Origin of the sequence: Amycolatopsis sp. lyj-346, assembly GCF_046548975.1 — a bacterium.
Classification (GTDB): domain Bacteria; phylum Actinomycetota; class Actinomycetes; order Mycobacteriales; family Pseudonocardiaceae; genus Amycolatopsis.
This window is the reverse complement of the sequence record NZ_JAJPWT010000003.1, coordinates 132,945-154,832: the sequence shown is the minus strand read 5'-3', so window position 1 is coordinate 154,832 and position 21,888 is coordinate 132,945. Positions and strand designations below refer to the sequence as shown.

The following is a 21,888-nucleotide window of genomic DNA, read 5'->3' as shown; positions in this document are numbered from 1 at the left end:
GACGCTGCGCGACCGCAGGTCACGGCAACTTTTCGCGGTCGCGGCCCGTATGTCCTTCTGAAGCCGCGCACCCGGGAGGACCCATGCCGAAAACCGCGAGACGAGCCGCGGCCGCGGCCGTGCTCGCCCTGGCGGTGAGCGGATGCGGTGGGGAACGGCAGCCCATGGCCGCGCCGGCGGCCGGGCCGGTCATCACCGCCATCGGGGAGGCCACCGCCATCCCGCCGCCGCCGGCCGAGCGGGAACCCGTGCGGGAGCAGCCCGTCACGCAGAGCGCGCCCGTCGAGGCCGCCATCACCTTCCCGCGGACCGGGTCCGGTCAGTGGATGTTCACCCCGGGCAGTGCCGAGATCGCGGGCAGCCGCGGCAGGCTGATGCGCTACCGGATCGCCATCGAGACCGACATCGACGGCGTCGGGCCCGCCGGGTTCGCCAAGGACATCCGCGCCATCCTCGGCGACCCGCGTGGCTGGACCGCCGGCGGGCAGTGGCGGCTGCAGCAGGTCGGCCCGGCCGACAGCGCCGACTTCACCCTCTACCTCGCGACGCCGGCCAGCCGCGACAAGCTGTGCGGCGGCACGCCGGACGGCTACACCTCCTGCCGCAACGGCAGCAACGTCGTGCTCAACGTGGCCCGCTGGGCCAACGCCGTCCCGAACTACGGCGCCCCGCTCGAGGTCTACCGCCAGTACATGGTCACCCACGAAACGGGGCACCGGCTCGGTCAGGGCCACGAGCTGTGCCCCGGCCCCGGCAAGCCGGCGCCGGTGATGGAGCAGCAGACCCTCGGGCTGCACGGCTGCGTCCCGAACCCGTGGCCGTTCCCGGACGGCGGCGGCCGCGAATACACCGGCCCGCCGGGCGAGTACGACGACCCGATCCCGGCCGGCGCCTCCTAGCGGCCCTGCAGGGACTTGACGTTGTCGCCGAACGTCCAGCCCTTCGAGCCGTCCCAGTTGATCGACCAGTCCATCAGGCCCTTCAGGCCCGGAACCGACCGCCACGCCTGGGAAACCAGGCTCGGCGACAGGTAGCCGCCACCGGCGCCGGGCTGGGCGGGCAGGCCCGGGACCTGCTTGTCGTAGGGCACCCGGATCGTCGTGCCCTGCACGACCAGGCCGTTGTTCAGGCACTGCGTCTGCACGGTGAAACCCTGCACGGTCCCGGCCTGGTACGAATCGCCGGAGCAGCCGTACATGGAGCCGTTGTAGTACTGCATGTTCAGCCACCACAGGCGGCCGTTGTCCGCGTACTTCTTGATGATCGGCAGGTACGCGCCCCAGATCGAGCCGTAGGCGACGCTGCCGCCGGTCACGTACGCGGTCTCGGGCGCCATCGTCAGCCCGAAGTTCGACGGCATCCGCGCGAGGACGCCGTCGATGATGCGGATCAGGTTGCTCTGCGACGCCGAGAGCGTCTTGATGTTCCCGCTGCCGACGAGCCCGGTCTCGATGTCGATGTCGATCCCGTCGAAGTTGTACTGCTTCAGGATCGGCACGACCGTGGCGACGAACCGGTCGGCCACCGCCGCCGACGACAGGTCGATCCCGGCCGCCGCGCCGCCGATGGACAGCAGGAGCGTCGCGCCCGCGGCCTTTGCCGCGCACATCTCGGCCGGCGTGGACACCTTCACCCCGGCGTCCATCCCGTTCTCCCACAACACGGTGCCGTCGGAGCGGATCACCGGGAAGGCGGCGTTGACGACGTTGTAGCCGTGCTGGGCCATGCGGCTGTCGGTGATCGGGATTCAGCCCATTCCCGGGTGGACGCCGTTCGCGGCGCCGTCCCAGTTTTCCCAGTAGCCCTGCAGGACTTTGCCCGCGGGCCGCGATTTCACCGCGCACGTGTCGGCCTGCACCGCCCCTTGCGCGGGAGCTGTCACGAACAGGGGGAGGGCCAGCACGGTGGCCAGCAGGGTTGCGCACAAACGACCGGACATACCGGCTCCCATCGTCGTTGAAGGGCGAACGCGGCGTGTCCGCCCAACATAAGCGCCGCGGGGAACCGGTGACTACCTACGATCGGGTGGTCTAGACAACTCAAGGGCGGCACTTTCACGTGAAAGTGCCGCCCTCGGGGTGGGTTAGACGGTGAGGGTCCAGGTGGAGAGGTAACCGGTGTCGGCCGGTCCGACGTCGCGGATGCGGAGCTGCCAGTTGCCGTTGGCGGCTTCGGTGGAGGCGTTGACGGTGTAGGTGGTGTCGATGTTGTCGGCGGAGTCGCTGCTGGAGTTCTTCAGGCGGTAGGCGGTGCCGTCCGGGGCGACGAGGTCGAGGACGAGGTCACCGCGGTAGGTGTGGGTGATGTGGACTTCGACCTTGGTGGTGCCGGACGCGTTGCGGGCACAGCCGCTGATGGTGCTGGTGCTGTTGACCGCGCTTGCCGGGTAGTCCGGGATGTTCAGGCGGGTCGAGTTGGTCACCGGCGCGCACGACGAGCTGCCGACGCCGAGGGAGAACGACGCCGTGTGGTCGGCGTTCGCGCCGTCCGCGGTCACCGTGATCGGGAAGCTGCCGGTGGGGGTCGACGCGGACGTCGCGATGGTCAGCGTCGAGGAGCCGCCCGACTGCACGGTGGCCGGGCTGAACGTCGCGGTCGCGCCGGCGGGCAGGCCCGAGGCGGAGAGAGAAATCGACTGCGCCGAGCCGGACGTCGTCGCGGTGCTGACGGCCACCTGCAGCGACTGTCCGGGTTGGACGGTCCCGGACGCCGGGTTCAGCGTCACGGAGAAGTCGTTGCCCTGCGGCGTGCCGACGGCCAGCTTCCAGAGCGCGTAGGCGATGGCGTCGCCGTTCTTCTCCAGCGGCGCGTCCGGGATGTTGGAGATCGTGTCGCAGGCGCTGTGGTAGCAGTTGTCGAACGCCGCGTTCGCGGTGCCGCCCCACTTCTGCGCCTGCGAAGAGCTCTTGATGGCGCCGGCGCCGGTGGCCAGTCCGCCGACCGGGATGCCCGCGCTCTTGAACGACGCGTGGTCGGACCGGCCGTCGCCTTCTCGGTCGCCCTCGGTCGGGATGCCGATGGAGGTGAAGTACTCGTCGAAGACCGCCTTGACCGAAGCGACGTCGTCGTAGACGAAGTAGCCCCAGTTCTTCGAGCCGATCATGTCGAAGTTGAGGTAGGTCTTGATCTTCGTGCGCTCGGTGCTCGGCAGGTTGTTGACGTAGTGCTTCGAGCCGACCAGGCCCGACTCCTCGTCGGCCCACCAGCCGAACCGGACGCGCTTGGCCATCGCCGGGTTGGTCCGGGCCAGCGTCAGCGCGACCTCGAGGATCGACGCGCTGCCCGAGCCGTTGTCGTTGATGCCGGGGCCCGAGTTGACACTGTCGAGGTGCGCGCCGAGCATGATGACCTGGCTCGCGTCGCCCTGCGGCCACTCGGCGATCAGGTTCTGCGACTGGCCGATGCAGCCGGTGCACGTCTGCCGGGTCGTCGTGTAGCCGGCGTTCTTCAGCAGGTTTTCCACATAGGACACCGAGGCCGCGTAGCCACCGCCGCGGGGCGAACGCGTCCCGCCGTTGTTGTCCGCGATGGTCTGCAGCTGGTTGAGGTGGGCCTTGACGTTGGCCAGCGAGATGTCCGGCGCGGCGAGCGCCGTGGCGGGTGCGGCGGTGGCCGCCGGCGCGGTGACGACACCCAGCACGGCGGCCAGGGCGGTGACCCCGGCGCCGAGTTTGCTCTTCCACTTCATGGCGGTGAATTCCTTCGGTGGGTGGGGAAAAAGAACCGGGGCGGAGCTTTCACGTGAAAGCTCCGCCCCGGGGGTGGGTTAGACGGTGAGGGTCCAGGTGGAGAGGTAGCCGGTGTCGGCGGGGCCGACGTCGCGGATGCGGAGTTGCCAGTTGCCGTTGGCGGTTTCGGTGGAGGCGTTGACGGTGTAGGTGGTGTCGATGTTGTCGGCGGAGTCGCTGCTGGAGTTCTTCAGGCGGTAGGCGGTGCCGTCCGGGGCGATGAGGTCGAGGACGAGGTCACCGCGGTAGGTGTGGGTGATGTGGACTTCGACCTTGGTGGTGCCGGACGCGTTGCGGGCACAGCCGCTGATGGTGCTGGTGCTGTTGACCGCGCTTGCCGGGTAGTCCGGGATGTTCAGGCGGGTCGAGTTGGTCACCGGCGCGCACGACGAGGTGGTGCCCACGGTCAGCGCGTACGTCGCGGTGTGGTCGGTGCTGGCCCCGTCGGCGGTGATGGTGATCGGGAAGGTGCCGGTGGGGGTCGACGCGGAAGTCGCGATGGTCAGCGTCGAGGAGCCGCCCGACTGCACGGTGGCCGGGCTGAACGTCGCCGTCGCGCCGGCGGGCAGGCCCGAGGCGGACAGCGTGATCGACTGCGCCGCGCCCGAGGTGATCGCGGTGCTGATCGTCGTGGTCGCCGAGGCGCCCGGCTGCACGGAACCCGAAGCCGGGTTCAGCGCGACCGAGAAGTCCGGCCCGCCGCCGCTGCACGAGGTGGGCTCACCGGTGGCGGTGGTGACCGAGACGGCGTCCCACGCGGCCTTCGTCGCGTTGTACTCGGCGCAGCTGCCCGGGTAGAGCGCGATCGCGGCTTCGAGGGTCGCCTTGCGGGCGGCCTTGTGGTTCCACGACGAGGTCTTCTTCAGCAGGCCGTTGTAGAAGATCTTGCCGGCCTTCTGGATGCCGATGCCGGTCACCGTCGAGCTGTTGCACGTCGGGCTGGCGGGCTTGCCGCCACCCGGGTTCGAGCCCTCGGCGAGCAGGTAGAACCAGTGGTTCTGCGGGCCGGCCGCGGCGTGCACCTCGGTGCTCGGGATCGACGACGAGTAGCAGTTCGGGTCGCCGACCTTGGACGGCTGGTACATGTAGCGGATCGGGCCCTGGCCGACCAGGTTGACGCCCTCGCCGACCTCGTAGTCCGGGGTGTCCTTGGCGTTGTTGGCGTACGCCTCGGTCAGTGCGCCGAAGATGTCACCGGTCGACTCGTTGAGGCCGCCGTTCTCGTTGCCGGAACCCGCGCCACCCGGGGTGGTCTGGAAGATGGCGTGCCCGTACTCGTGTGCGACGACGTCGATCGGGGTGACCTGGCGCTGGTTGTCCTGCGAGTGGCCGAAGTGCGTCGACGAGCCGTTCCAGTAGGCGTTGACGTCGTTGAGGCCCACCGACGCCGGGTAGCCGCCGCCGTTGCCGTTGATGCCGTTGCGGCCCAGCCACTCCGCCAGCATCTTCCACTCGGCCTGGGCACCGAACAGCGTGTCGACGCAGGCGGTTTCGAGGTCGGTGCCGGAGCCGTTGCCCCAGTTGTTGTCCGGGCCGCTGTAGACGGATCCGCCTTCGCGGCCGCAGCTGAGGTTCGTGCGGGCCGGGTCGCGCATGGTGTACGTGCTGCCGGACTGCGTGGTGTCGATGGAGACGTTGCCGACGTAGTAGCTGTTGCCGGTGCCGGCGACGTTCACCGTGGCGGGCTGGGCCTGCCGCTTCACCCCCGAGTCGAACGTGCGGACGTCGTCCCGCTTGTCGAGCACCGCACCGGTCGCCGCGTCGACGAACACGTGCAGGTTGCTCGGCGCCGTGGCGGTGCGCCCGGCGACGACGACCTCGTAGGCCAGCTTCGGGCTCGCCCCGGCCAGCACCACCTTCTCCGGCGTGCTCACACTGTCCACAGTGGGCAGTTGAGCGCGCGCGGTGGCGGTGGCCTTCGCCGCGTCGACCAGCGCCTGCGTCCCGACGGAGATCGGCGCGGTTTCCGCGGCTTCGGTGCCGCGGACGCGGCCGGCGCCGTCGGCGACGACCACCGCGTCCCCGCCCACGACCCGCAGGCCTTGGTAGGTGCGCTGGTAAGCGCCGTAGAAGAGACCGGCCCCACCGGCGGTCAGGCCGATGCGCTGGAACGATTCGCCCGCGCCGCGGCGCAGGGCGTCGAGACCGCTGGCGGCCGCCTGGTCGGCGGCACGGGCGGCGGCCGCTTCCGGGGCGGCGGGCTGTGCTTGAGACGCTGCGCTCGCCGGGGTCACCGGTAGCGCGAGTGTCATGGCGAGCCCGGCGGCAGCCGCCAAGCCCGTGCTGAACCCACGATGGGTCATCGAGGTCGTCCTTCCATGAAGGCAGAATCGAGGTCCGGTAAGGGGAAAGGGGGAGACGTGTCCGGGGTGCTAACAGGAGGTATGCGTCCGGACGCATCCGAGTAAAGGATCAGCGGATCGGGCCGTCAATGCGCCGAACGGACCAACAGTACGTTCGGGATTCGGGGATCAATTCGTGCAAACCCCGCTACAGCAGGGGATTCTCGCCACGTTCCGCGCCGGAACGACTTTCGTAGGGATTGTCGGCGACACCATCCGAACGCCGGACGATCTCGATCAACGGGATTCGTTAGTACCGCTCAGAACCGCTTCAGCCGGCTTCCGCGCCCAGCGCGATGAGCCCGTTCCGCAGCACGTCGGCCGCTTCCGCCTGCTTCCCGGTCTCGTCGAGCAGCTCGCTCAACGGCCGCAGTGCGCGGACCAGCACCCCGCGGGCGCCCAGGCCGGTGGCGAGCTCGACGGCGGCCCGCAGGTCCTCGGCCGCGCGGCGGACGTCGCCGCGGGCCCTGGCCAGGGAACCCAGCTGCAGCCGCAGCTCGGCGGCCAGCGGCGTGCCCGCCACGACCGACGGCCGGATCTGGTCGAGCAGCGCCGCCGCCGTCTCCAGCCGGCCCGCCGCGAGGTACTCCGCGGCGAGCTCGACGGTGATCGACGGCACGTCGTCCGGCCACGCCGTCTCCCGGGCCGCGCCGAGGTCGGCCAGCGCGCCCTCGACGTCACCCGAGCGGCCGCGGATCCGGGCCCTGGCCAGCAGGCAGTACGCCATCGCCGGGTGCAGGGCCCGTTCCTGCATGACGTCGTAGGCCGCGGCGACCGACGCGGCGGCGTCGGCGAACCGGTCCGCCGCCAGGTGGCTGCGGCAGACCTCGACGTGGCTGCGGGTCAGCTCCGCGAGCACCGCCGGGCCACCCCGGGTGAGCCGCAACGCCGAATCGGCGTATTCGGCCGCCCGCTCCAGGTCGCCCTGGCGCAGGTGCCGTTCGGCCAGGCAGGCCCGCAGCGTCAGCAGCATCGACGGCTGCGGGTAGCCGTCGCGCAGCAGTTCGGCGTGGCAGGTTTCCAGCAGGTGCACCGAGTACTGCACCTCGCCCCAGGCGGTCAGCACCGCCGCGCGCAGCGGCACGACCATCGCCCGCACCGGCGGCGGCTCGCCCGACAGGGCCGTTTCGGCGTCCGAGACGTACTTGGTGCGGACGTCGCCGGTCGAATACCCGGCCAGCCACAGCAGCGCGATCCCGGCCTGCCGCGGCCGGTCCAGCCGCTCGGCGCGGCGCCGGATCCGCTGCATCCGCGGGGTCGCCCGGCGGGCGTCGCCGTTCAGGAACCGTTCCGCCGTCTCGATCAGCTCGAGGTCCAGTTCGATCAGCTCGCGCGGGGACCGGCCGCCGAGCAGTTCGTCCGGGTCGATGCCGAGCTGCTGGGCGAAGAACCGCAGCGCGTCCCCCGACGGCGTCCGCGCGCCGGTCTCGACTGACGACACGTACGCCGCGGAGTACTGCGGCCCGGCGAGTTCGCGCTGCGTGAGCCCGCGTTCGGTGCGCAGCTCACGCAGGCGTTCGCCGACGCTCTCGCTCACACAGGTGCCTTTCCGCCGTGGACATCCAGGGTAAGCCGCGCGCTCAACACCCCCTCAGCCCCACGAGTCCCACCAGCCCCGAAAAACGTCACTTTCCCTATGAAAGTTGCGGGCGTCGGCGTCGCTCCACACGGCCCACGGGGTGATCCGGGTGGTCGCCGTTGCGTGTCCACGGTGCTGGGAGTGGTGTGCGCGGCTTCGGTGTAGAGCCCGCCGCCACCCGGGGTGACTCCGGTGCGGGCGAAGGCCTCCCCGGTGCCCTTCGCGAGCCGGTCGGCGCCGTTGAGGGCGGCCTGATCGGCGGCGCGGGCGGCGAGCGCCGCGGGCGGGGTGGCGGCGGGAGGTGCGGGAGCGGCGGCGGCCGGGATCGCCGGCCCACGTGGGGATCTCATGGGGACCTTTCCGAAGACGTGTGCCCGGCGGAGTAACTGGTGTTATTGCGCCGGACGCGTCCGAGTAAAGGTTCCACCCGCCCACAGGTCAATGGGCCGAACAGAGCAGTGGCCGTTCGGGAAGATCTCCGCGATCGGCGGGAAACTGCAGGTGGTGTGCATAGAACGTCGTGGTCTGAACCAATTCACCCAACTTTCGTAGGGAACCGGTCTGGTCCGGACCACTGCCCCCGCTGGTCCGTTACGGCTCGGTGCCTGCCGCCGAGTCCAGGCCGCGCCGGTAGGCCTCGACCGCGTCGCCGAGGTGACCACGGTGCCGGAGCGTGTCCCCGAGCCGCAGGGCCGTCGACGCCGCCGCGCCGTGCAGGGACGCCCGCGTCTGGATCTCGAAGGCCTCGCGCAGCAGCCGGGTCGCCGTCTCGACGTCCCCTTGGGCCGAGGCGATCTGGCCGAGCAGGCTCGTCGCCTCGCCCAGGGACTCGACGTCGCGGGACAGCAGCTCCCGGACCTCGGCGACGAGCGACGCCGCCTCGTCCGGTGCCCCCTGCCGGAGCCGGACCTCGGCCAGCTCGAGCGTCGCCCCGGCGAAGCCCTCCTCCGCGCCGATCGCCGCCAGCTGGTCGCGGGCGGCCGTCAGTTCCGCGCGGGCCTCGTCCAGCCGGCCCAGGTGACGCAGCAGGTAGCCGCGCGCCCAGCGGCAGCGGGCCGCGTCGCGGTCGAACCCCACCGACGCGAACAGCCGGCACGCCTCGGTCAGGTCCTTGTCCGCCCGGTCCGCGTGGCCGGTCGCCTGCCACACCTGTGACGCCTGTCGGTGGAAGCGCGCGACGAAGTCCGGCCGCGTCGCCGCCCGCGCCAGCCGCCGTCCGTCCTCGGCCGCGCGGCGGGCGCGGTGCAGGCCGCCCATCTCCACCAAGGGGTGGATCAACGCCGTGAGCAGGCACAACTCGGCGTCCGGGTCGGACGGCCGGGCCGCCAGCTCGGCCTCGACGCGCGCGATCGCCGTGCCGGCGTCGCCGCGCTGGAACCGGCAGCCCGACCACCGGTGCACGATCATCGCCCGCAGCCACGGCGGTGCCGCCCCGGCCAGTTCCTCCGCGTGCTCCAGCGCCCGCTGCGCGCCCGAAACGTCGAAGAGCTGCCACTTCACCTCGGCCTGGCAGAACCGCGCGTAACACTCGACGTCGTCGAGGTGGTAGCCCGCCGCCTGCTTGCCCGCGGCGGCGAACCGCTCCTCCGCGGCGGCGATCCGGCCCTGCTCCAGGTCGCGGTAGCCCTCGTCCAGCGCCGCGCGCAGCTCGTCGGCGACGCCGGGCGGGCGGCCGAACCGCAGCTCGTCGACGGTCAGGCCGAGCCGCTGCGCCAGGTACGCCAGCATCTCCTCCGACGGCGGACGGCTGCCGGTCTCGACCTTCGCCAGGAAACCCCGGTCGTACCCGGGCTCGGCCAGCTCGCGCTGGGTCCACCCGCGCTCGGTGCGCAGCCGCCGGATCCGCGCGCCGAGCGGTTCGGTGGGGGCGCTGGTCATCTCCCCACGGTAGGTCATCGGTGCGGCCACTGCGGAAACGGACATATTGACGCTCCGGGGTGGGCGGGCTAGCGTTCTCCGCTAAATAGGAAACTTTCCTAACAAAGCGGAGGCCGATCATGCGCCTGCTTCCCCTCGCGACGGCGGCCGCGCTCGCCGTGCCCCTCGCCGCGATCCCGGCCGAGGCCGCCACCACGCCGGCGGAGGTACGGGTCGACCAAGTCGGCTACGCGCTGGGCGAGGCGAAGCACGCGTACCTGCTCGGCGGCGCACCGGGCACGTTCACCGTCGTCGACGAACGCGGGCACCCCGTTCGCCAGGGCCGCACCGGCGCCAGCCTCGGCGCCTGGAACGCGCGCTACCCGGCGGTGTTCGACCTCGATCTGTCCACTTTGGAGAGACCAGGCACCTATCGGGTCAAGGCGGCGGGCGCGACGTCGCCACCCTTCCGGATCGACACCGCGCGACGGCTGTTCCGCCCGCTCGTGCGGGCCGCCACCGAGTTCTTCCAGGCCCAGCGCGACGGCCACGACGTCATCCCCGGCCGGCTCGACCGCAAGCCGTCGCACCTGGCCGACCGGACGGCGACCGTCTACGCGGAGCCGAAGTTCGCCGGTGCAGGCGGCGACGAGATCGTCGAACCGCTGAAACCGCAGGGCGGCCCGGTCGACGTCGAAGGCGGCTGGTTCGACGCCGGCGACTTCGTCAAGTTCACGTCCAACACCGCGTATTCGCTGGCCGAGCTGGGTTTCGTACTGCGCGAGGACTCCGATCCGGTGCTGGCGAAGGAGGTCCGCTTCGGCCTCGACTGGCTCGACAAGGTCTGGGACGGCCGCACCCGGACGCTCTACGCCCAGGTCGGCATCGGCACGGGCAGCGAGGAGTTCGGCTTCCTCGGCGACCACGACGTCTGGCGCAACCCGCAGGACGACGACGCCCTCGCCGTCAAGCCCGGCGACCCGGCCTACTTCGTCAAGCACCGGCCGGTGTTCCCCGCGGCCCCGGCGGGCGCGCCGCTGTCCCCGAACCTCGCCGGCCGGGTCGCGGCCGCGTTCGCGCTGGGCGCGCAGGTGTACGCCCACCGCGACCCGCGGCTCGCCCGCCACTACCTCGCCGAGGCGGCGGCCGTCTTCGCGCAGGCCAAGACGGCGGACGTCGGCGAGCTCGTCACCGCGTTCCCGCACGCCTACTACCCGGAATCGTCGTGGGAGGACGACCTGGAGCTGGGCGCGACGCAGCTCGCCCTGGCGGCGCGGGCCTTGCGGGACCCGCGTGCGAACGGCTGGGCCCGCGACGCGGCGAAGTGGGCGAAGGCCTACATCGGCAGCGGCGACACGAGCACGTTGAACCTCTACGACACCAGCGCGCTCGCCCACGCCGACCTGGCCGTCCTGCTGCGCACCGGTGTCCCGGGCGCGGCGCTCGGCGTCCGCGAACTGGCCGCCGACCTCCGGCGCCAGCTCGACTCCGGGGTCGCCGCGGCGAAGACGAGTCCATTCCGGACGGCCGTCGCCGTCACCGACTTCGACGCCGCCAGCAAGAGCTTCGGCTTCGCCGCGACCGCGCGGCTCTACCAGCGCGTCACCGGCGATGCGCGGTACGCCGCGTTCGGCGCGCGGCAACGGAACTTCACCCTCGGCGCCAACGCCTGGGGCGTGTCGCTCGTGGTCGGTGCCGGCACGACGTTCCCGCAGTGCCCGCACCACCAGGCCGCGAACCTTGCCGGACCTTCGAAAGTGCTCTTCGGCGCGGTCGTCAACGGCCCCAACGGCGCGGACAACTTCGCCGACCTGCCGTTCCCGGCGGGGGCGAAGGAATGCACCCGTCCGTATGAATCCTTCGACGGCCAGGGAAGCCGCTACGCCGACGACTTGAGTTCATGGCCCAGTAACGAGCCCGCCATTGACTTCACCTCTACCGCGCTTCTCGCATTCTCGCTGGCGGGAAGGCCGTAGCATGGCGAGGTGAGCGATCAGTCTGAATGGCCGGACGGCCAATACCCCGAACGCCCGGTGGAGCGCCAGAAGGGCCCGGTCGTGCTGCGCGGCGACCGCCGTGACCAGGGCAGTACGACCGACCAGCGGCTGCTCGACTCGCGCGGCCCGAGCGACTGGGTGCACACCGACCCGTGGCGCGTGCTGCGGATCCAGGCCGAGTTCGTCGAGGGCTTCGGCGCGCTCGCCGAGGTCCCGCGCGCGGTCACCGTGTTCGGTTCGGCCCGCACCAAGCGCGATCACCCGGAGTACGAGCTCGGCCGCAAGATCGGCGGGGCCCTGGCCAACGCCGGCTTCGCGGTGATGACGGGCGGCGGACCAGGCGCGATGGAAGCGGTCAACCGCGGCGCGGCCGAAGCCGGCGGCTTCTCCGTCGGGCTCGGCATCGAGCTGCCGTTCGAGCAGGGCCTGAACCCGTGGGTCGACCTCGGCGTCAACTTCCGCTACTTCTTCGCCCGCAAGACGATGTTCATCAAGTATTCGCAGGCCTTCATCTGCCTGCCCGGCGGCTTCGGCACGCTCGACGAGCTGTTCGAGGCGCTGACCCTGGTGCAGACGAAGAAGGTCACGAAGTTCCCGGTGGTGCTGTTCGGCAGCGACTACTGGGGCGGGCTCTACGACTGGATCGCCAAGACCGTGCAGGCCGAAGGCAAGGTCAGCCCGCACGACCTGGACCTGCTGCACGTCACCGACGACATCGACGACGCCGTCCGCGTGGTGCAGGAGTCCTACCAGGCGTGGGAGGACACGCACTGATGCGGCGGATCTGCGTCTTCTGCGGGTCGTCGATGGGCTTCTCGCCGCGCTACGCCGAGCAGGCGGCCGCGCTCGGGAAGGTGCTGGCCCAGCGCGGCATCGGCCTGGTCTACGGCGGCGCGAGCGTCGGCACGATGGGCGTGGTCGCCGACGCCGCGCTGGCCGCGGGCGGCGAGGTGATCGGCGTGATCCCGGAGGCGCTGTCGAGCGTCGAGATCGCCCACGCGGGGTTGTCGGAGCTGCACGTCGTGGCCGACATGCACGAGCGCAAGGCGAAGATGGCGGCCCTGTCCGACGGCTTCCTCGCGCTGCCGGGCGGCGCGGGCACGCTGGAGGAGCTGTTCGAGGTCTGGACGTGGGCCCAGCTCGGCCTGCACGGCAAACCGATCGGCCTGGTCGACGTCGACGGGTACTACGCGCCGCTGATGGCCTTCGCCGACCACATGGTCACCGAGGGCTTCCTCAAGGACGGCTACCGGCAGCTCCTGCTCACCGACGCCGACCCGGCCGCGTTGCTGGACAAGTTCGAGACGTACGAACCGCCCGCGCCGCCGAAGTGGGCGAAGGACGCGCCGGGCATCTAGCCGCCGCTCGTTAGGTAGTTCGCCCGATCTTGTGCGCCCGCCTCCCGGCGCGGCACGGTGAGCTCCACCACCCGGTCCGAGAAGGAACAACCGACGATCTCCTCCCGCAGCTTCCGTCGCCGCGGGGCTCGTCGCGACAGCCCGCGATGGTCGCGGCCGCTGTCGAGAGGAGGTCGCCGAAGTGGTCGTTCCCCCGAACCGGACGGCCCGGTCGAAGCTGCGCCGGGTCGCGAAGTGGTGCCACGGCCGGGTCCGCCCGGCCTGGCGGGCGGTGCGCGTGGTCCTCGTGGTCGTGGAGGCCGTCGTGGCGCCGCTGAAGAAGGACGAGGCCCTCGCCGGCACGGCGAGGGCGCTCATCTTGGTGGGTGACACGATCGTCGACGCCGGCAAGCACGGGCGATCGTGACCCCGGGTCCGGCCGCCGCGAGGCGGCCGGGCCTTCCCCCACCAGGGAACAGCACCGGCGGACGGGCGCCAAGCGCCGATATCCTGGGAGCGACACGAAAGTGGTTTCGTTGCGGCGAATCGGGGAGGGGGCCACCCGATGACGACCTCCTGCACCGTCTGCGGCGAGCCGCTGCCCGGGGCGACCGACACCGGGCGCCCGCGGAAGTTCTGCTCCGACAGGTGCCGGTCGAAGGCCCACCGCGCCCGGGAACGCGAAACCGGGCGGGCCGAAGCCCGGCTGGCCCGCCGGTGCGAGATCGAAGTGGCCGGGAGCCGCTGCTCGCGTGGAGCGGTGTTCGCGCTGGCCGTGGACGGGCGTGAGCTGAAGGTCTGCCCGGCCTGCCGCGAACTGGCCCTGTCGTTCCTGGTCGGCCAGGGCGCGGCCGCGACGGCGGTCGAGACCCGGCGCATCGGCACCCCGGACCGCGAACCGGCGCCGCGGCCCACCGAGCGCGGGACCGTGCTGCTCGTCGAAGACGACGACCCCGTGGCCGAGGCCCTCGGCGTCGTTCTGCGGAGCAGGGGCTACGAGGTCCGGCGGGCTCCCGACGGCGCGACGGGGTTGCGCGAAGCGCTGGAACGGCGCCCCGATCTGGTGCTGCTCGACCTCGGCCTGCCCGATACCGACGGCCTGGTGGTGTTGCGGAAGCTCCGCGACGTCAGCGACCTGCCGGTGATCATCACAACCGCCCGCGGCGCGGACAACGACAAGATCCGCGGGCTCGACTGCGGCGCCGACGACTACCTCGTCAAGCCCTTCCACGTCGAGGAGCTCTTCGCCCGCATCCGCAGCGTCCTGCGCCACCGCGCTCCCCGGCCGGACACGGTCTACGACGACGGCGTGCTGCGCGCGGACTTCGCGTTGCGGGAGATCCGCGTCGGGGACGCCGGGCTGGCCCTGTCCGACCGCGAGTTCCGGCTCCTCGAACTGCTGATCCGAGGCGCCGGCGTCGCCCAGCCGGCCGCCGCGATCGTCGCGCACGTGTGGGGGGACCCGGTGTCGGTGGTCGACCGCAAGCGGATCCTGCCGGTCCTGGTGAACGTGCTGCGTTCGAAGCTGCGTGAGCACGGGCTCGGCAACGACGTGATCGTCACCGCCCGCGGCATCGGTTACTACTACCGGCCGCCGGGCCGGCCGTCGCCGACGATCGGCTACGGCCACGCGGCGAACCTCGTGAACTAGGCGACGCCTTCGCTCGGGCGCTTGTGGTAGGTGTCCACGTACTCCTGCCCGGAGAGCTCCAGGATCGCGTACATCACCTCGTCGGTCACCGACCGGCGGATCGCCGGCGCGTAGTCCTGGCCTTCGTACCGCGAGAAGTCCAGCGGCTTGCCGAACTTGATGCCGATCTTCGCCGGGCGCGGGATCTTCGTGCCCTTCGGCTGGAGGTGCTCGGTGCCGGTCAGCGCGACCGGAACCACCTTCGCGCCGGTCGCCAGGGCCAGTGCCGCGACGCCGGTGTGGCCGCGGTGCAGCCGGCCGTCCAGTGAACGGGTGCCCTCCGGGTAGATCGCGAAGACGCCGCCGGCGTCGAGCACCTTGCGGGCCGCCTCCAGCGCGGCGAGCCCGGCCTGGGCGTTGCCGCGCTCCACCGGGACGTACCCGAGGCCGCCGAGCAAGCCGGCCAGCGCCTTGCCCTTGAGGCCCTTGCCGGCGAAGTACTCCGCCTTGCCCAGGAACTTGACCTGCCGCGGGGTGGCGAAGGTGATCACACCGGTGTCGAGGGCGGCGCGGTGGTTGGCCGCCAGGAGCACCGGGCCGCTGGGCGGCACGTTCTCCACGCCGTGCACTTCGGGCCGGTACACCGCCCTGACCAGCGGTCCCAGCACGAACCGGACAAGCAGCGCGATCAAGTGGTCCTCCTCCTCGGTGGCGGTGCCACCAGCATGGCACGATCGTTACTCGTGAGTTGGTTCGAGCGGCGCACGTGGCAGGAACCCGGTTGGACGCCCGCGGACATCGTCGCCGCGAAGGGTGACCGGACGGTTTCGGTCGTGCTACCGGCCCTCGACGAGGAGCAGACCGTGGGTGACGTCGTCGCCTCGGTGCGGCCGCTGGTCGGTTCGGTCGTCGACGAGCTGGTCGTCATGGATTCGGGTTCCACGGACGCGACCGCCGAAACCGCCGAGGCCGCGGGGGCGCGGGTGGTCCGCCGCGAGGACGTCCTGCCGGACCTGCCGCCGGTGCCCGGCAAGGGCGAGGTGCTGTGGCGCTCGCTGGCCGCGACCAGCGGCGACTTCGTCGTCTTCCTCGACTCCGACCTGGTCGACCCGGATCCGGCGTTCGTGCCGTCGCTGCTCGGGCCGCTGCTGTCGGAAACCGGCGTCCACCTGGTCAAGGGCTTCTACCGCCGTCCGCTGCGGCTGGAGAGCAGCGGCGGCGGCCGGGTGACCGAGCTGCTGGCGCGGCCGGTGCTCTCGGCGCTGCGCCCCGCGCTCGGCGGGCTGATCCAGCCCCTCGGCGGCGAGTACGCGGGCACCCGCGAATTCCTCGAATCGGTGCCGTTCGCGGCGGGCTACGGCGTCGAGATCGGGCTGCTGCTCGACGCCGAGACGCGGTACGGCCTCGACGGGCTGGCGCAGGTCAACCTGGGGGTCCGCAAGCACCGGAACCGGTCGCTGCCCCAGCTCGGCGCGATGTCCCGGCAGATCCTCGGCACGGCACTGGACCGCTGCGGCGTCCCGGCCGCCGACGCGCCGTTCACGCAGTTCGTCCAGGTGGACGAGGAGTGGCTGCCGGACATCACGCACGTCCGCGTCGCCGATCGGCCGCCGATGCGGGAAGTGCTCGCCCGTCCTCGAGGGTGAGGACCTCGTCGAAGCCGTCGAGGTGTTCGGGGCGGTGGGTGACGAGCACCACGCTGCCTTTCGCCTGCGCGAGCACGCTCGCCAAGACGGCGTCGCCGTGCGCCAGGTCGAGGCCTTCGACCGGTTCGTCGAGCACGAGCACGTCCGGTGCGGCCAGGACGGCCCGGGCGAGGATCAGCCGTTGCCGCTGACCGCCGGAGAGCGCGTCGCCGTCCGGGCCGGTGCCGCGGTCGAGGCCCAGGTCGAACCCGGCGGTGGCGCAGGCGGCCCGGAGTTCGTCGTCGGTCGCGTCCGGCTTGGCGAGCCGGAGGTTCTCGCGGACGGTCGTGTGGAAGACGTGGGCGTCGGCTTCGGCACCCGAGATGACCTTCGGCAGGTCGGCGTACTCGCCGAGCGGGTGGCCGTCGAGGGTGACCCGGCCTTCCGTGGGGGGTTGGCTGCCGAGCAGCAGGCGGACGAGGGTCGTCTTCCCGGCCCCGCTGGCGCCGAGGATCCCGACGCGCTTGCCGGGTGGCAGGTCGAGGTCGACGTCCTTGAGCGCCGGGGCCCGGCCGGGGTGCCGGACCCCGGCTTTCTCGAGCCGGAAACGGCCTGCTCTCGCGGTGCGGGTCCCCTCCGGGACGGCGGGTTCGCTCAGCACGGCTCGCACCCGGGCGGCGGAGGCGCGGATCTCCGGAACGCGCCGCGCGGCGCCGATGAGCGGGAGGACGACCTCGAAGGCCGTCACGGCGGCGAGGGTGAGGGCGGCGGTCCAGGGCGCGGAGGCGTGGCAGAGCAGCCCGACGCCGACGGCGGTGACCAGCTGGACGAGCACACCGGCGCCGGTCAGCAGGGCGGTCTTCCCGGCGGTGGCCCGCTCACGGGCCGCGATCCCGTCGACGACGCCGGTCGCCCGGGCCCGGTGCTCGGCCAGCGCGCCGGCGGCGACGAGCTCCCGGTGCCCGGTGACGAGCTCGACGGCACGTTCGGCGAGTTCGGCCCGAGCGGGAGCGCTCTCCCGGGCGGCGGTCGCGGTGAGGCGGACGACCAGCCACGGGAGCAGCACCCCGGCAACGAGCAGCCCCAAGGCGAGCACACCGGCGGCCGGCACCGAGGTGACGGCGGTCCCGGCGACGGCGGCGGCCCCGACGAGCCCGGCCACCCCGGCGGGCAGCAGCCACCGCAGGACGGCGTCCTGCAAAGCGTCCACATCGGACACGACCCGGGTGACGAGATCGCCACCGGAGTACCGCGAGCCGGGAATGAGGGCCTGGTAGACGCGGGTCCGCAGGGAGCCGAGCCACCGCAGGACGACCTCGTGCCCGGCAAGCCGTTCGGCGTACCGCAGACCGCCTCGAAGCAGCGCGAGCGTCCGGACGGCCACGATGGCGACGGTGAGCGCGGCAAGCGGCGGCCGTTCGGCGGCGCGGAGGAGAAGCCAGGCCGCGGTGGCCATGAGCACGAGCCCGGCAAGCTCGGCGGCGGCGCCGAGGAGGGTGGCACGGAGGAGGCGGATCCGATCCTTTGTGGACACGCCCCAGTCGGTCCCCGCCCTTCCCGGCCGGGCCTCGGCACAGTCGTTCTTGCTGATCATGTGGCGGTTCCGAATCGTGTGAGTGTTCCGGGTCGGTGTCGCAGTGCCGCAGCGATGTGGTGTGGCCGGCAATGCGCAGGGGGTCGGCGGTGACCACGGCGCTGGTCAGGTTGCGAGTGTCCGGCGGTGGCCGCGTCCCGCTGCTCCCGAGGGCGGTCTGCTGCTGGGCAAGCACAGTCCGGGGGCGGACGGCAGAGGGACCTGTGCGCCGCTGGTGCGGGCGAATGCGCCGCGCGGTGGTTCGCCGTTCACCGCGATCGCCGTCGGGTGCCTGCGGCGGCGAGGAGGATGGCACGGAGGGGGCGGATCGAGTCCTTTGTGGACACGCCCCAGACCCCCAGCGCAGCCCCCGCCCTCCCCGGGGGGCGTCCCCAGTTCCATCCTACCGGCGGTGGCTCGCCCACAACGGCCGCTCGGCGATCTGTGGACAACTGCCTGCCTGTGGATGGCGAACTTGACATCACGCCTTCACCTCCGTAACGACCCGGCCGCCGCGGAGCTCGATCACCCGGTCCGCCAGGGCGGCCATCGCCGGGCGGTGGGCCACCAGCACCGCCGTCCGGCCCGGCAGCAGCCGCCGGGTTGCCGACAGCACCGCGTCCTCGGTGCGGGAATCCAGGCGGGCCGTCGGTTCGTCGAGCAGCACCAGACCGGCCGACGTGCGGGCCAGTGCCCGGGCCAGGCCCACCCGCTGCCGCTGGCCCGCGGACAGCACCTCGCCCAGCTCGCCCACCGGTGTCGCAAAACCCGACGGCAGCCCCGCCGCCACGGTGTCCAGCGCCGCCGCGCGGGCCGCCGAGCGGACGTCCGCCGAGGGGGCGCCGAGGGCGATGTTCGAGGCCAACGTCCCCCGGAACAGCGTCGGCCGCTGGGGGACCCACGCCACCTCGGCCAGCCAATCCGTGGAAGACAGCGAACGCAGGTCCACGCCGTCCACCAGGACCCGTCCCGAAGCAGGCGTCACGAACCCCAGCAGCACCGCCAGCACCGTGCTCTTCCCCGACCCGCTCGGGCCGGCCAACGCGGCCCGCGCGCCGGCAGGCACGGAAAAGTCCACTTCGGACAATGCCGGAACTCCGTCGTACGTCACCGAGACCCGCTCGAACACCACTGAAGGTGCGCCCCGCCGCCGGGTGCGCACGCCCGGCCGAGCCGGGGTCACCGGCACCGCCTCCCGCAACACCGCCAGCCCCTCCGCCGCCGCGTGGAACTTCGCGCCCGCCGCCCGCAGCGGCAGGTACGCCTCGGGGGTCAGCAACAGGATCACCAGCGCCGTCCGGGCCGTCAGCTCGCCCGAGAGCAACCGGAACCCGATCGGCACCGCCACCAGCGCCACCGACAGCGTCGCCACCAGTTCCAGCACCAGCGCCGACAGGAACGCCACCCGCAGGGTCTTCATGGTCGCGTCGGCGTGGGCGGCAGCCATCGCGCGGACCGTCGCCGCCTGGGCCGCCGCGCGGCCGAACACCTTCAGCGTCCCCAGCCCGCGGACGACGTCCAGGAAGTGCCCACCCAGCTTGGTCAGCAGCTCCCACTGGGTGGACGCCCGCGTGTGCTTGCCGACCAGGATCGCGAACACCGGGATCAGCGGCAAGGTGCCGGCCACGACGAGCGCGGAGACCAGGTCCGCCGTGCCCAGCCGCACGATCACCGCGACCGGCACCACCACCGACACGACCAGCGACGGCAGGTACCCGGTCAGGTAGCTGTCCGTGGCGTCGACCCCGCGCGTGACCTGCGTCGCGACGACGCCCGCGCGGTCCGAAGCGGACCCGAGCAACCGCACGCGCAGGGCACCGCGGACCGACGCCGCATACCGTCCACTGAGGACACCGTGGCCCCACGAAAGCGCCGCCCGCGCGGCGATGGCGACGACCAGGAACAGCGAAACCCCGCCACCGGTGAGCAGCGTGGCGAGCCCTTCGGCTTGGAGGAGCACCGAAGCGGCGGTGAGCACGCCGAGCAAGCTCAGCGCGACGAGGTACCGCCGGAGTCCGGGCAGAGCAGGCACGGCGTCCCCCTAGAAGTGCAGCAGCGAGCGCTGGTCGACGGGACGGCGGTGCGCGCGCCAGGTCAGCCACTGCACCACCAGCAGCACGAGCACCGCGGGCGGCGCGAACCAGGCCAGCACCGCGAACGTCTCCGGCGCCGTCGCCGCCTGGTCGAGCGTCAACGTGTACCCCGGCGAAGCCAGCACCGTGGGGAACCGCAGGGTGCCGGCGAGCAGCGCCGGGCAGGCCGACAGCACCATCGACCCGACGAGCGCGACCCGGTACCGCCGCCGCGCCAGGCCGAGCCGGGTGACGGCGAACGCCGCGAAGGCCAGCGCGGCCACCGCCCCGCCGAGCACGGAACCGCCGTCGAGCGCGAAGAACCCCCACCCCGACGCGATCACCAGGAAGGCGAACACCGGCGCCGAGAACGCGCGCGCCAGCCGCACCGCGCGGCCGGTCAGCTCGGCCGGCGCCCGCACGGCCAGGAACGCCGCGCCCTGCAGGCAGAACAGCGCGACGAACCCGAGGCCCCACAGCACCGCGTAGGGCGAGAACAACGCGAGGACGTCCCCGGACGGCGAGCCGTCGGGGGACAGGGGCAGCCCGCCGACCAGGTTGCCGAGGAACAGGCCCCACGACAGCGCCGTGACCAGCGCGCCGCCGACGATGCCCGCCGTCCAGGCACCGCGCCGGGCGTCCGGGCGGCGGCTGCGCAGCTGCATCGACGCCGTGAAGGTGACCAGGCCGAGCAGGAGCGTCACGACCAGGACGTACGCCCCGGCGAACACCTTGCCCTCCAGGTGCGGGAACGCGCCGAACAGCAGGCCGACGGCCGCCACCAGCCACACCTCGTTGGCCAGGAAGAACGGCCCGAGCGCGCCGAGCGTCTGCCGCCGCCGTCGTTCACCGGACTCGAACGCGGGCAGGAGCATGCCGACGCCGTAGTCGTACCCCGCCAGCGCGAAGTAGCCGCAGGTCAGCAGGCCCAGCAAGCACCACCAGAAGGTCGTCATCGGTCAGACTCCGCTCAGGACGGGCAGCTCGGCGGGCTCGTCGACCGGGTCCGGGCCGCGCTTGGCGACGCGCGCCATGAGCACCCAGTCGGCTACCGCGAGCGCGGCGAACAGCAGTGAGAAAGCGATGAAGGAGAACAGGATCTGACCGGCCGGGACGCCCGCGATCGCGTCGGCGGTGCGCAGCTTCCCCCAGATCAGCCACGGCTGGCGGCCGATCTCGCGCACCAGCCAGCCGAGGATCGCGGCGATGAACGGCAGCGGGATCGCCGCGACCATCAGGTAGTGCAGGAACCGGGCCTTCGTGATCCAGTTCCGGATCAGCAGCAGCGCGCCCAGCAGCGCGCACAGGAACATGACGAACCCGAGCATGATCATCAGTCCGAGCGGCAGGCCGACGCCGACGCCGGCGTCCTCGAGCTTGTCCGGCTGGTACTTCGCGAGCTCGCCGAACTGCGCGAAGCCCTGCTCGATCACCAGGAACGAGCCCAGCAGCGCCGCCACCACGCCGACGCGCATCGAGCGCCGGAAGAACTCGACCTCGGTGGTGCGTTTGAGGAAGTGCCAGGCGCTGACACCGACGACGAAGAAGCCGCCGGTCACGATCGCCGCGCCCACGACGTGCGGCAGCGACGCGGCCAGCGCCGGGTTGGCGAACAGCGCGCCGAAGTCGTCGAGGCGCAGCGTGCCGCCCTCGAGCCGGCTGCCGACCGGGTTCTGCAGGAACGAGTTGGCCAGCATGATGAACAGCGCCGACGCGTACGCGGTCAGCGTGATCAGCCAGATCAGCGTCAGGTGCAGCCACCGGGGCAGCCGCCCGAAGCCGAAGATCCACAGGCCGAGGAAGGTCGACTCGAGGAAGAACGCGACGAGCGTCTCGATGGCCAGCGGCGCGCCGAAGACGTCGCCGGCGAAGGCGGACAGCCCGGTCCAGGTCAGCCCGAACTGGAACTCCAGCACGATGCCGGTGGCGATGCCCAGCGCGTAGTTGATGACGTACAGGCGGCCCCAGAAGCGCGTCATCCGCAGCAGTTCCGGGTTGCCGCGGAGCGTCCACCGCGTCTGCATCACGGCCACCAAGGTGACCAACCCCAGCGTGAGCAGCACGAACAGGAAGTGGAACGAAGTCGTCGTCGCGAACTGGAGTCTCGCGATCGGAAGAGCGTTCATGTAGACAGGCTACACATAGCGT

The 21,888-nt window shown here is 72.1% G+C and carries 16 protein-coding genes and 1 pseudogene; 7 read left to right on the top strand and 10 right to left on the bottom strand.

All coding sequences use genetic code 11. From position 1 onward, the window contains the following. Positions 1-83: 83 nt before the first annotated feature. Complete coding sequence (locus tag ACLJQE_RS12310; protein WP_410639312.1) at positions 84-899, top strand: DUF3152 domain-containing protein; 816 nt, start codon at positions 84-86, stop codon at positions 897-899. Here ACLJQE_RS12310 and ACLJQE_RS12305 read toward each other — a convergent pair. From ACLJQE_RS12305 to ACLJQE_RS12285, 5 genes and pseudogenes are all read right to left on the bottom strand, one after another. Further along, a pseudogene (locus ACLJQE_RS12305) lies at positions 896-1,939 on the bottom strand (chitinase). The gene ACLJQE_RS12310 and the pseudogene ACLJQE_RS12305 sit on opposite strands and share 4 nt — an antisense overlap. 144 nt (positions 1,940-2,083) lie before the next feature. Then, positions 2,084-3,688 (bottom strand): M28 family peptidase, encoded by a 1,605-nt coding sequence (locus ACLJQE_RS12300; protein WP_410639311.1) that lies wholly within the window; start codon positions 3,686-3,688, stop codon positions 2,084-2,086. 78 nt (positions 3,689-3,766) lie between these two features. Then, positions 3,767-6,031 carry a M4 family metallopeptidase gene (locus ACLJQE_RS12295; RefSeq protein WP_410639310.1) on the bottom strand — a complete coding sequence of 755 codons (2,265 nt, stop codon included), beginning with the start codon at positions 6,029-6,031 and terminating at the stop codon, positions 3,767-3,769. Positions 6,032-6,341: 310 nt separating this feature from the next. Then, positions 6,342-7,607, bottom strand: a complete 1,266-nt coding sequence (locus ACLJQE_RS12290) for a helix-turn-helix domain-containing protein (protein ID WP_410639309.1) — start codon at positions 7,605-7,607, stop codon at positions 6,342-6,344. A 633-nt stretch (positions 7,608-8,240) separates the two neighbouring features. Beyond that, entirely contained in the window at positions 8,241-9,527 is a 1,287-nt protein-coding gene (locus tag ACLJQE_RS12285) for a helix-turn-helix domain-containing protein (RefSeq protein WP_410639308.1), read from the bottom strand. A 119-nt stretch (positions 9,528-9,646) separates the two neighbouring features. Here ACLJQE_RS12285 and ACLJQE_RS12280 point away from each other — a divergent pair, with 119 nt between their 5' ends. The 5 genes from ACLJQE_RS12280 to ACLJQE_RS12260 all read left to right on the top strand — a co-directional run bounded on the left by ACLJQE_RS12280 (position 9,647) and on the right by ACLJQE_RS12260 (position 14,491). Further along, positions 9,647-11,482, top strand: coding sequence for a glycoside hydrolase family 9 protein (locus ACLJQE_RS12280; RefSeq protein WP_410639307.1), 1,836 nt, complete (start codon positions 9,647-9,649; stop codon positions 11,480-11,482). Between the two features lie 9 nt (positions 11,483-11,491). Next, complete coding sequence (locus ACLJQE_RS12275) at positions 11,492-12,277, top strand: TIGR00730 family Rossman fold protein (RefSeq protein WP_410639306.1); 786 nt, start codon at positions 11,492-11,494, stop codon at positions 12,275-12,277. Next, positions 12,277-12,861, top strand: a complete 585-nt coding sequence (locus ACLJQE_RS12270) for a TIGR00730 family Rossman fold protein (RefSeq protein WP_410639782.1) — start codon at positions 12,277-12,279, stop codon at positions 12,859-12,861. The genes ACLJQE_RS12275 and ACLJQE_RS12270 overlap by 1 nt, the downstream gene beginning before the upstream one ends. A 181-nt stretch (positions 12,862-13,042) precedes the next feature. After that, the gene (locus ACLJQE_RS12265) at positions 13,043-13,267 is read left to right on the top strand and encodes a hypothetical protein (RefSeq protein WP_410639305.1); all 225 of its coding nucleotides are present in this window, start codon (positions 13,043-13,045) and stop codon (positions 13,265-13,267) included. A gap of 138 nt (positions 13,268-13,405) precedes the next feature. Continuing rightward, positions 13,406-14,491 carry a response regulator gene (locus ACLJQE_RS12260; RefSeq protein WP_410639304.1) on the top strand — a complete coding sequence of 362 codons (1,086 nt, stop codon included), beginning with the start codon at positions 13,406-13,408 and terminating at the stop codon, positions 14,489-14,491. On the opposite strand, the gene ACLJQE_RS12255 is transcribed toward ACLJQE_RS12260, so the two are convergent. Further along, on the bottom strand, positions 14,488-15,162 hold the full coding sequence (locus tag ACLJQE_RS12255) for a lysophospholipid acyltransferase family protein (protein ID WP_410639303.1): 675 nt from the start codon (positions 15,160-15,162) through the stop codon (positions 14,488-14,490). The two genes, ACLJQE_RS12260 and ACLJQE_RS12255, sit on opposite strands and share 4 nt — an antisense overlap. Positions 15,163-15,213: 51 nt before the next feature. Here ACLJQE_RS12255 and ACLJQE_RS12250 point away from each other — a divergent pair, with 51 nt between their 5' ends. Next, a complete protein-coding gene (locus ACLJQE_RS12250) occupies positions 15,214-16,116 on the top strand; it encodes a glucosyl-3-phosphoglycerate synthase (protein WP_410639302.1) in 903 nt (300 codons plus the stop codon). Here ACLJQE_RS12250 and cydC read toward each other — a convergent pair. The 4 genes from cydC to ACLJQE_RS12230 form a co-directional block, all read right to left on the bottom strand. Then, positions 16,052-17,689 carry a thiol reductant ABC exporter subunit CydC gene (gene cydC, locus ACLJQE_RS12245; RefSeq protein WP_410639301.1) on the bottom strand — a complete coding sequence of 546 codons (1,638 nt, stop codon included), beginning with the start codon at positions 17,687-17,689 and terminating at the stop codon, positions 16,052-16,054. The genes ACLJQE_RS12250 and cydC overlap by 65 nt on opposite strands. Before the next feature lie 460 nt (positions 17,690-18,149). Next, entirely contained in the window at positions 18,150-19,700 is a 1,551-nt protein-coding gene (gene cydD, locus ACLJQE_RS12240) for a thiol reductant ABC exporter subunit CydD (RefSeq protein ID WP_410639300.1), read from the bottom strand. 9 nt (positions 19,701-19,709) lie between these two features. Then, positions 19,710-20,696 carry a cytochrome d ubiquinol oxidase subunit II gene (locus tag ACLJQE_RS12235; protein WP_410639299.1) on the bottom strand — a complete coding sequence of 329 codons (987 nt, stop codon included), beginning with the start codon at positions 20,694-20,696 and terminating at the stop codon, positions 19,710-19,712. Positions 20,697-20,699: 3 nt separating this feature from the next. Continuing rightward, positions 20,700-21,866 carry a cytochrome ubiquinol oxidase subunit I gene (locus tag ACLJQE_RS12230; RefSeq protein WP_410639298.1) on the bottom strand — a complete coding sequence of 389 codons (1,167 nt, stop codon included), beginning with the start codon at positions 21,864-21,866 and terminating at the stop codon, positions 20,700-20,702. Positions 21,867-21,888: the final 22 nt, after the last annotated feature.

Coding starts and splice junctions, on each gene's coding strand:
- cydC (WP_410639301.1), bottom strand. CDS start 17,689: ATGATCAGCAAGAACGACTGTGCCGAGGCCCGGCCGGGAAGGGCGGGG.
- ACLJQE_RS12260 (WP_410639304.1), top strand. CDS start 13,406: ATGACGACCTCCTGCACCGTCTGCGGCGAGCCGCTGCCCGGGGCGACC.
- ACLJQE_RS12310 (WP_410639312.1), top strand. CDS start 84: ATGCCGAAAACCGCGAGACGAGCCGCGGCCGCGGCCGTGCTCGCCCTG.
- ACLJQE_RS12295 (WP_410639310.1), bottom strand. CDS start 6,031: ATGACCCATCGTGGGTTCAGCACGGGCTTGGCGGCTGCCGCCGGGCTC.
- ACLJQE_RS12300 (WP_410639311.1), bottom strand. CDS start 3,688: ATGAAGTGGAAGAGCAAACTCGGCGCCGGGGTCACCGCCCTGGCCGCC.
- ACLJQE_RS12270 (WP_410639782.1), top strand. CDS start 12,277: ATGCGGCGGATCTGCGTCTTCTGCGGGTCGTCGATGGGCTTCTCGCCG.
- ACLJQE_RS12280 (WP_410639307.1), top strand. CDS start 9,647: ATGCGCCTGCTTCCCCTCGCGACGGCGGCCGCGCTCGCCGTGCCCCTC.
- ACLJQE_RS12235 (WP_410639299.1), bottom strand. CDS start 20,696: ATGACGACCTTCTGGTGGTGCTTGCTGGGCCTGCTGACCTGCGGCTAC.
- ACLJQE_RS12285 (WP_410639308.1), bottom strand. CDS start 9,527: ATGACCAGCGCCCCCACCGAACCGCTCGGCGCGCGGATCCGGCGGCTG.
- ACLJQE_RS12230 (WP_410639298.1), bottom strand. CDS start 21,866: ATGAACGCTCTTCCGATCGCGAGACTCCAGTTCGCGACGACGACTTCG.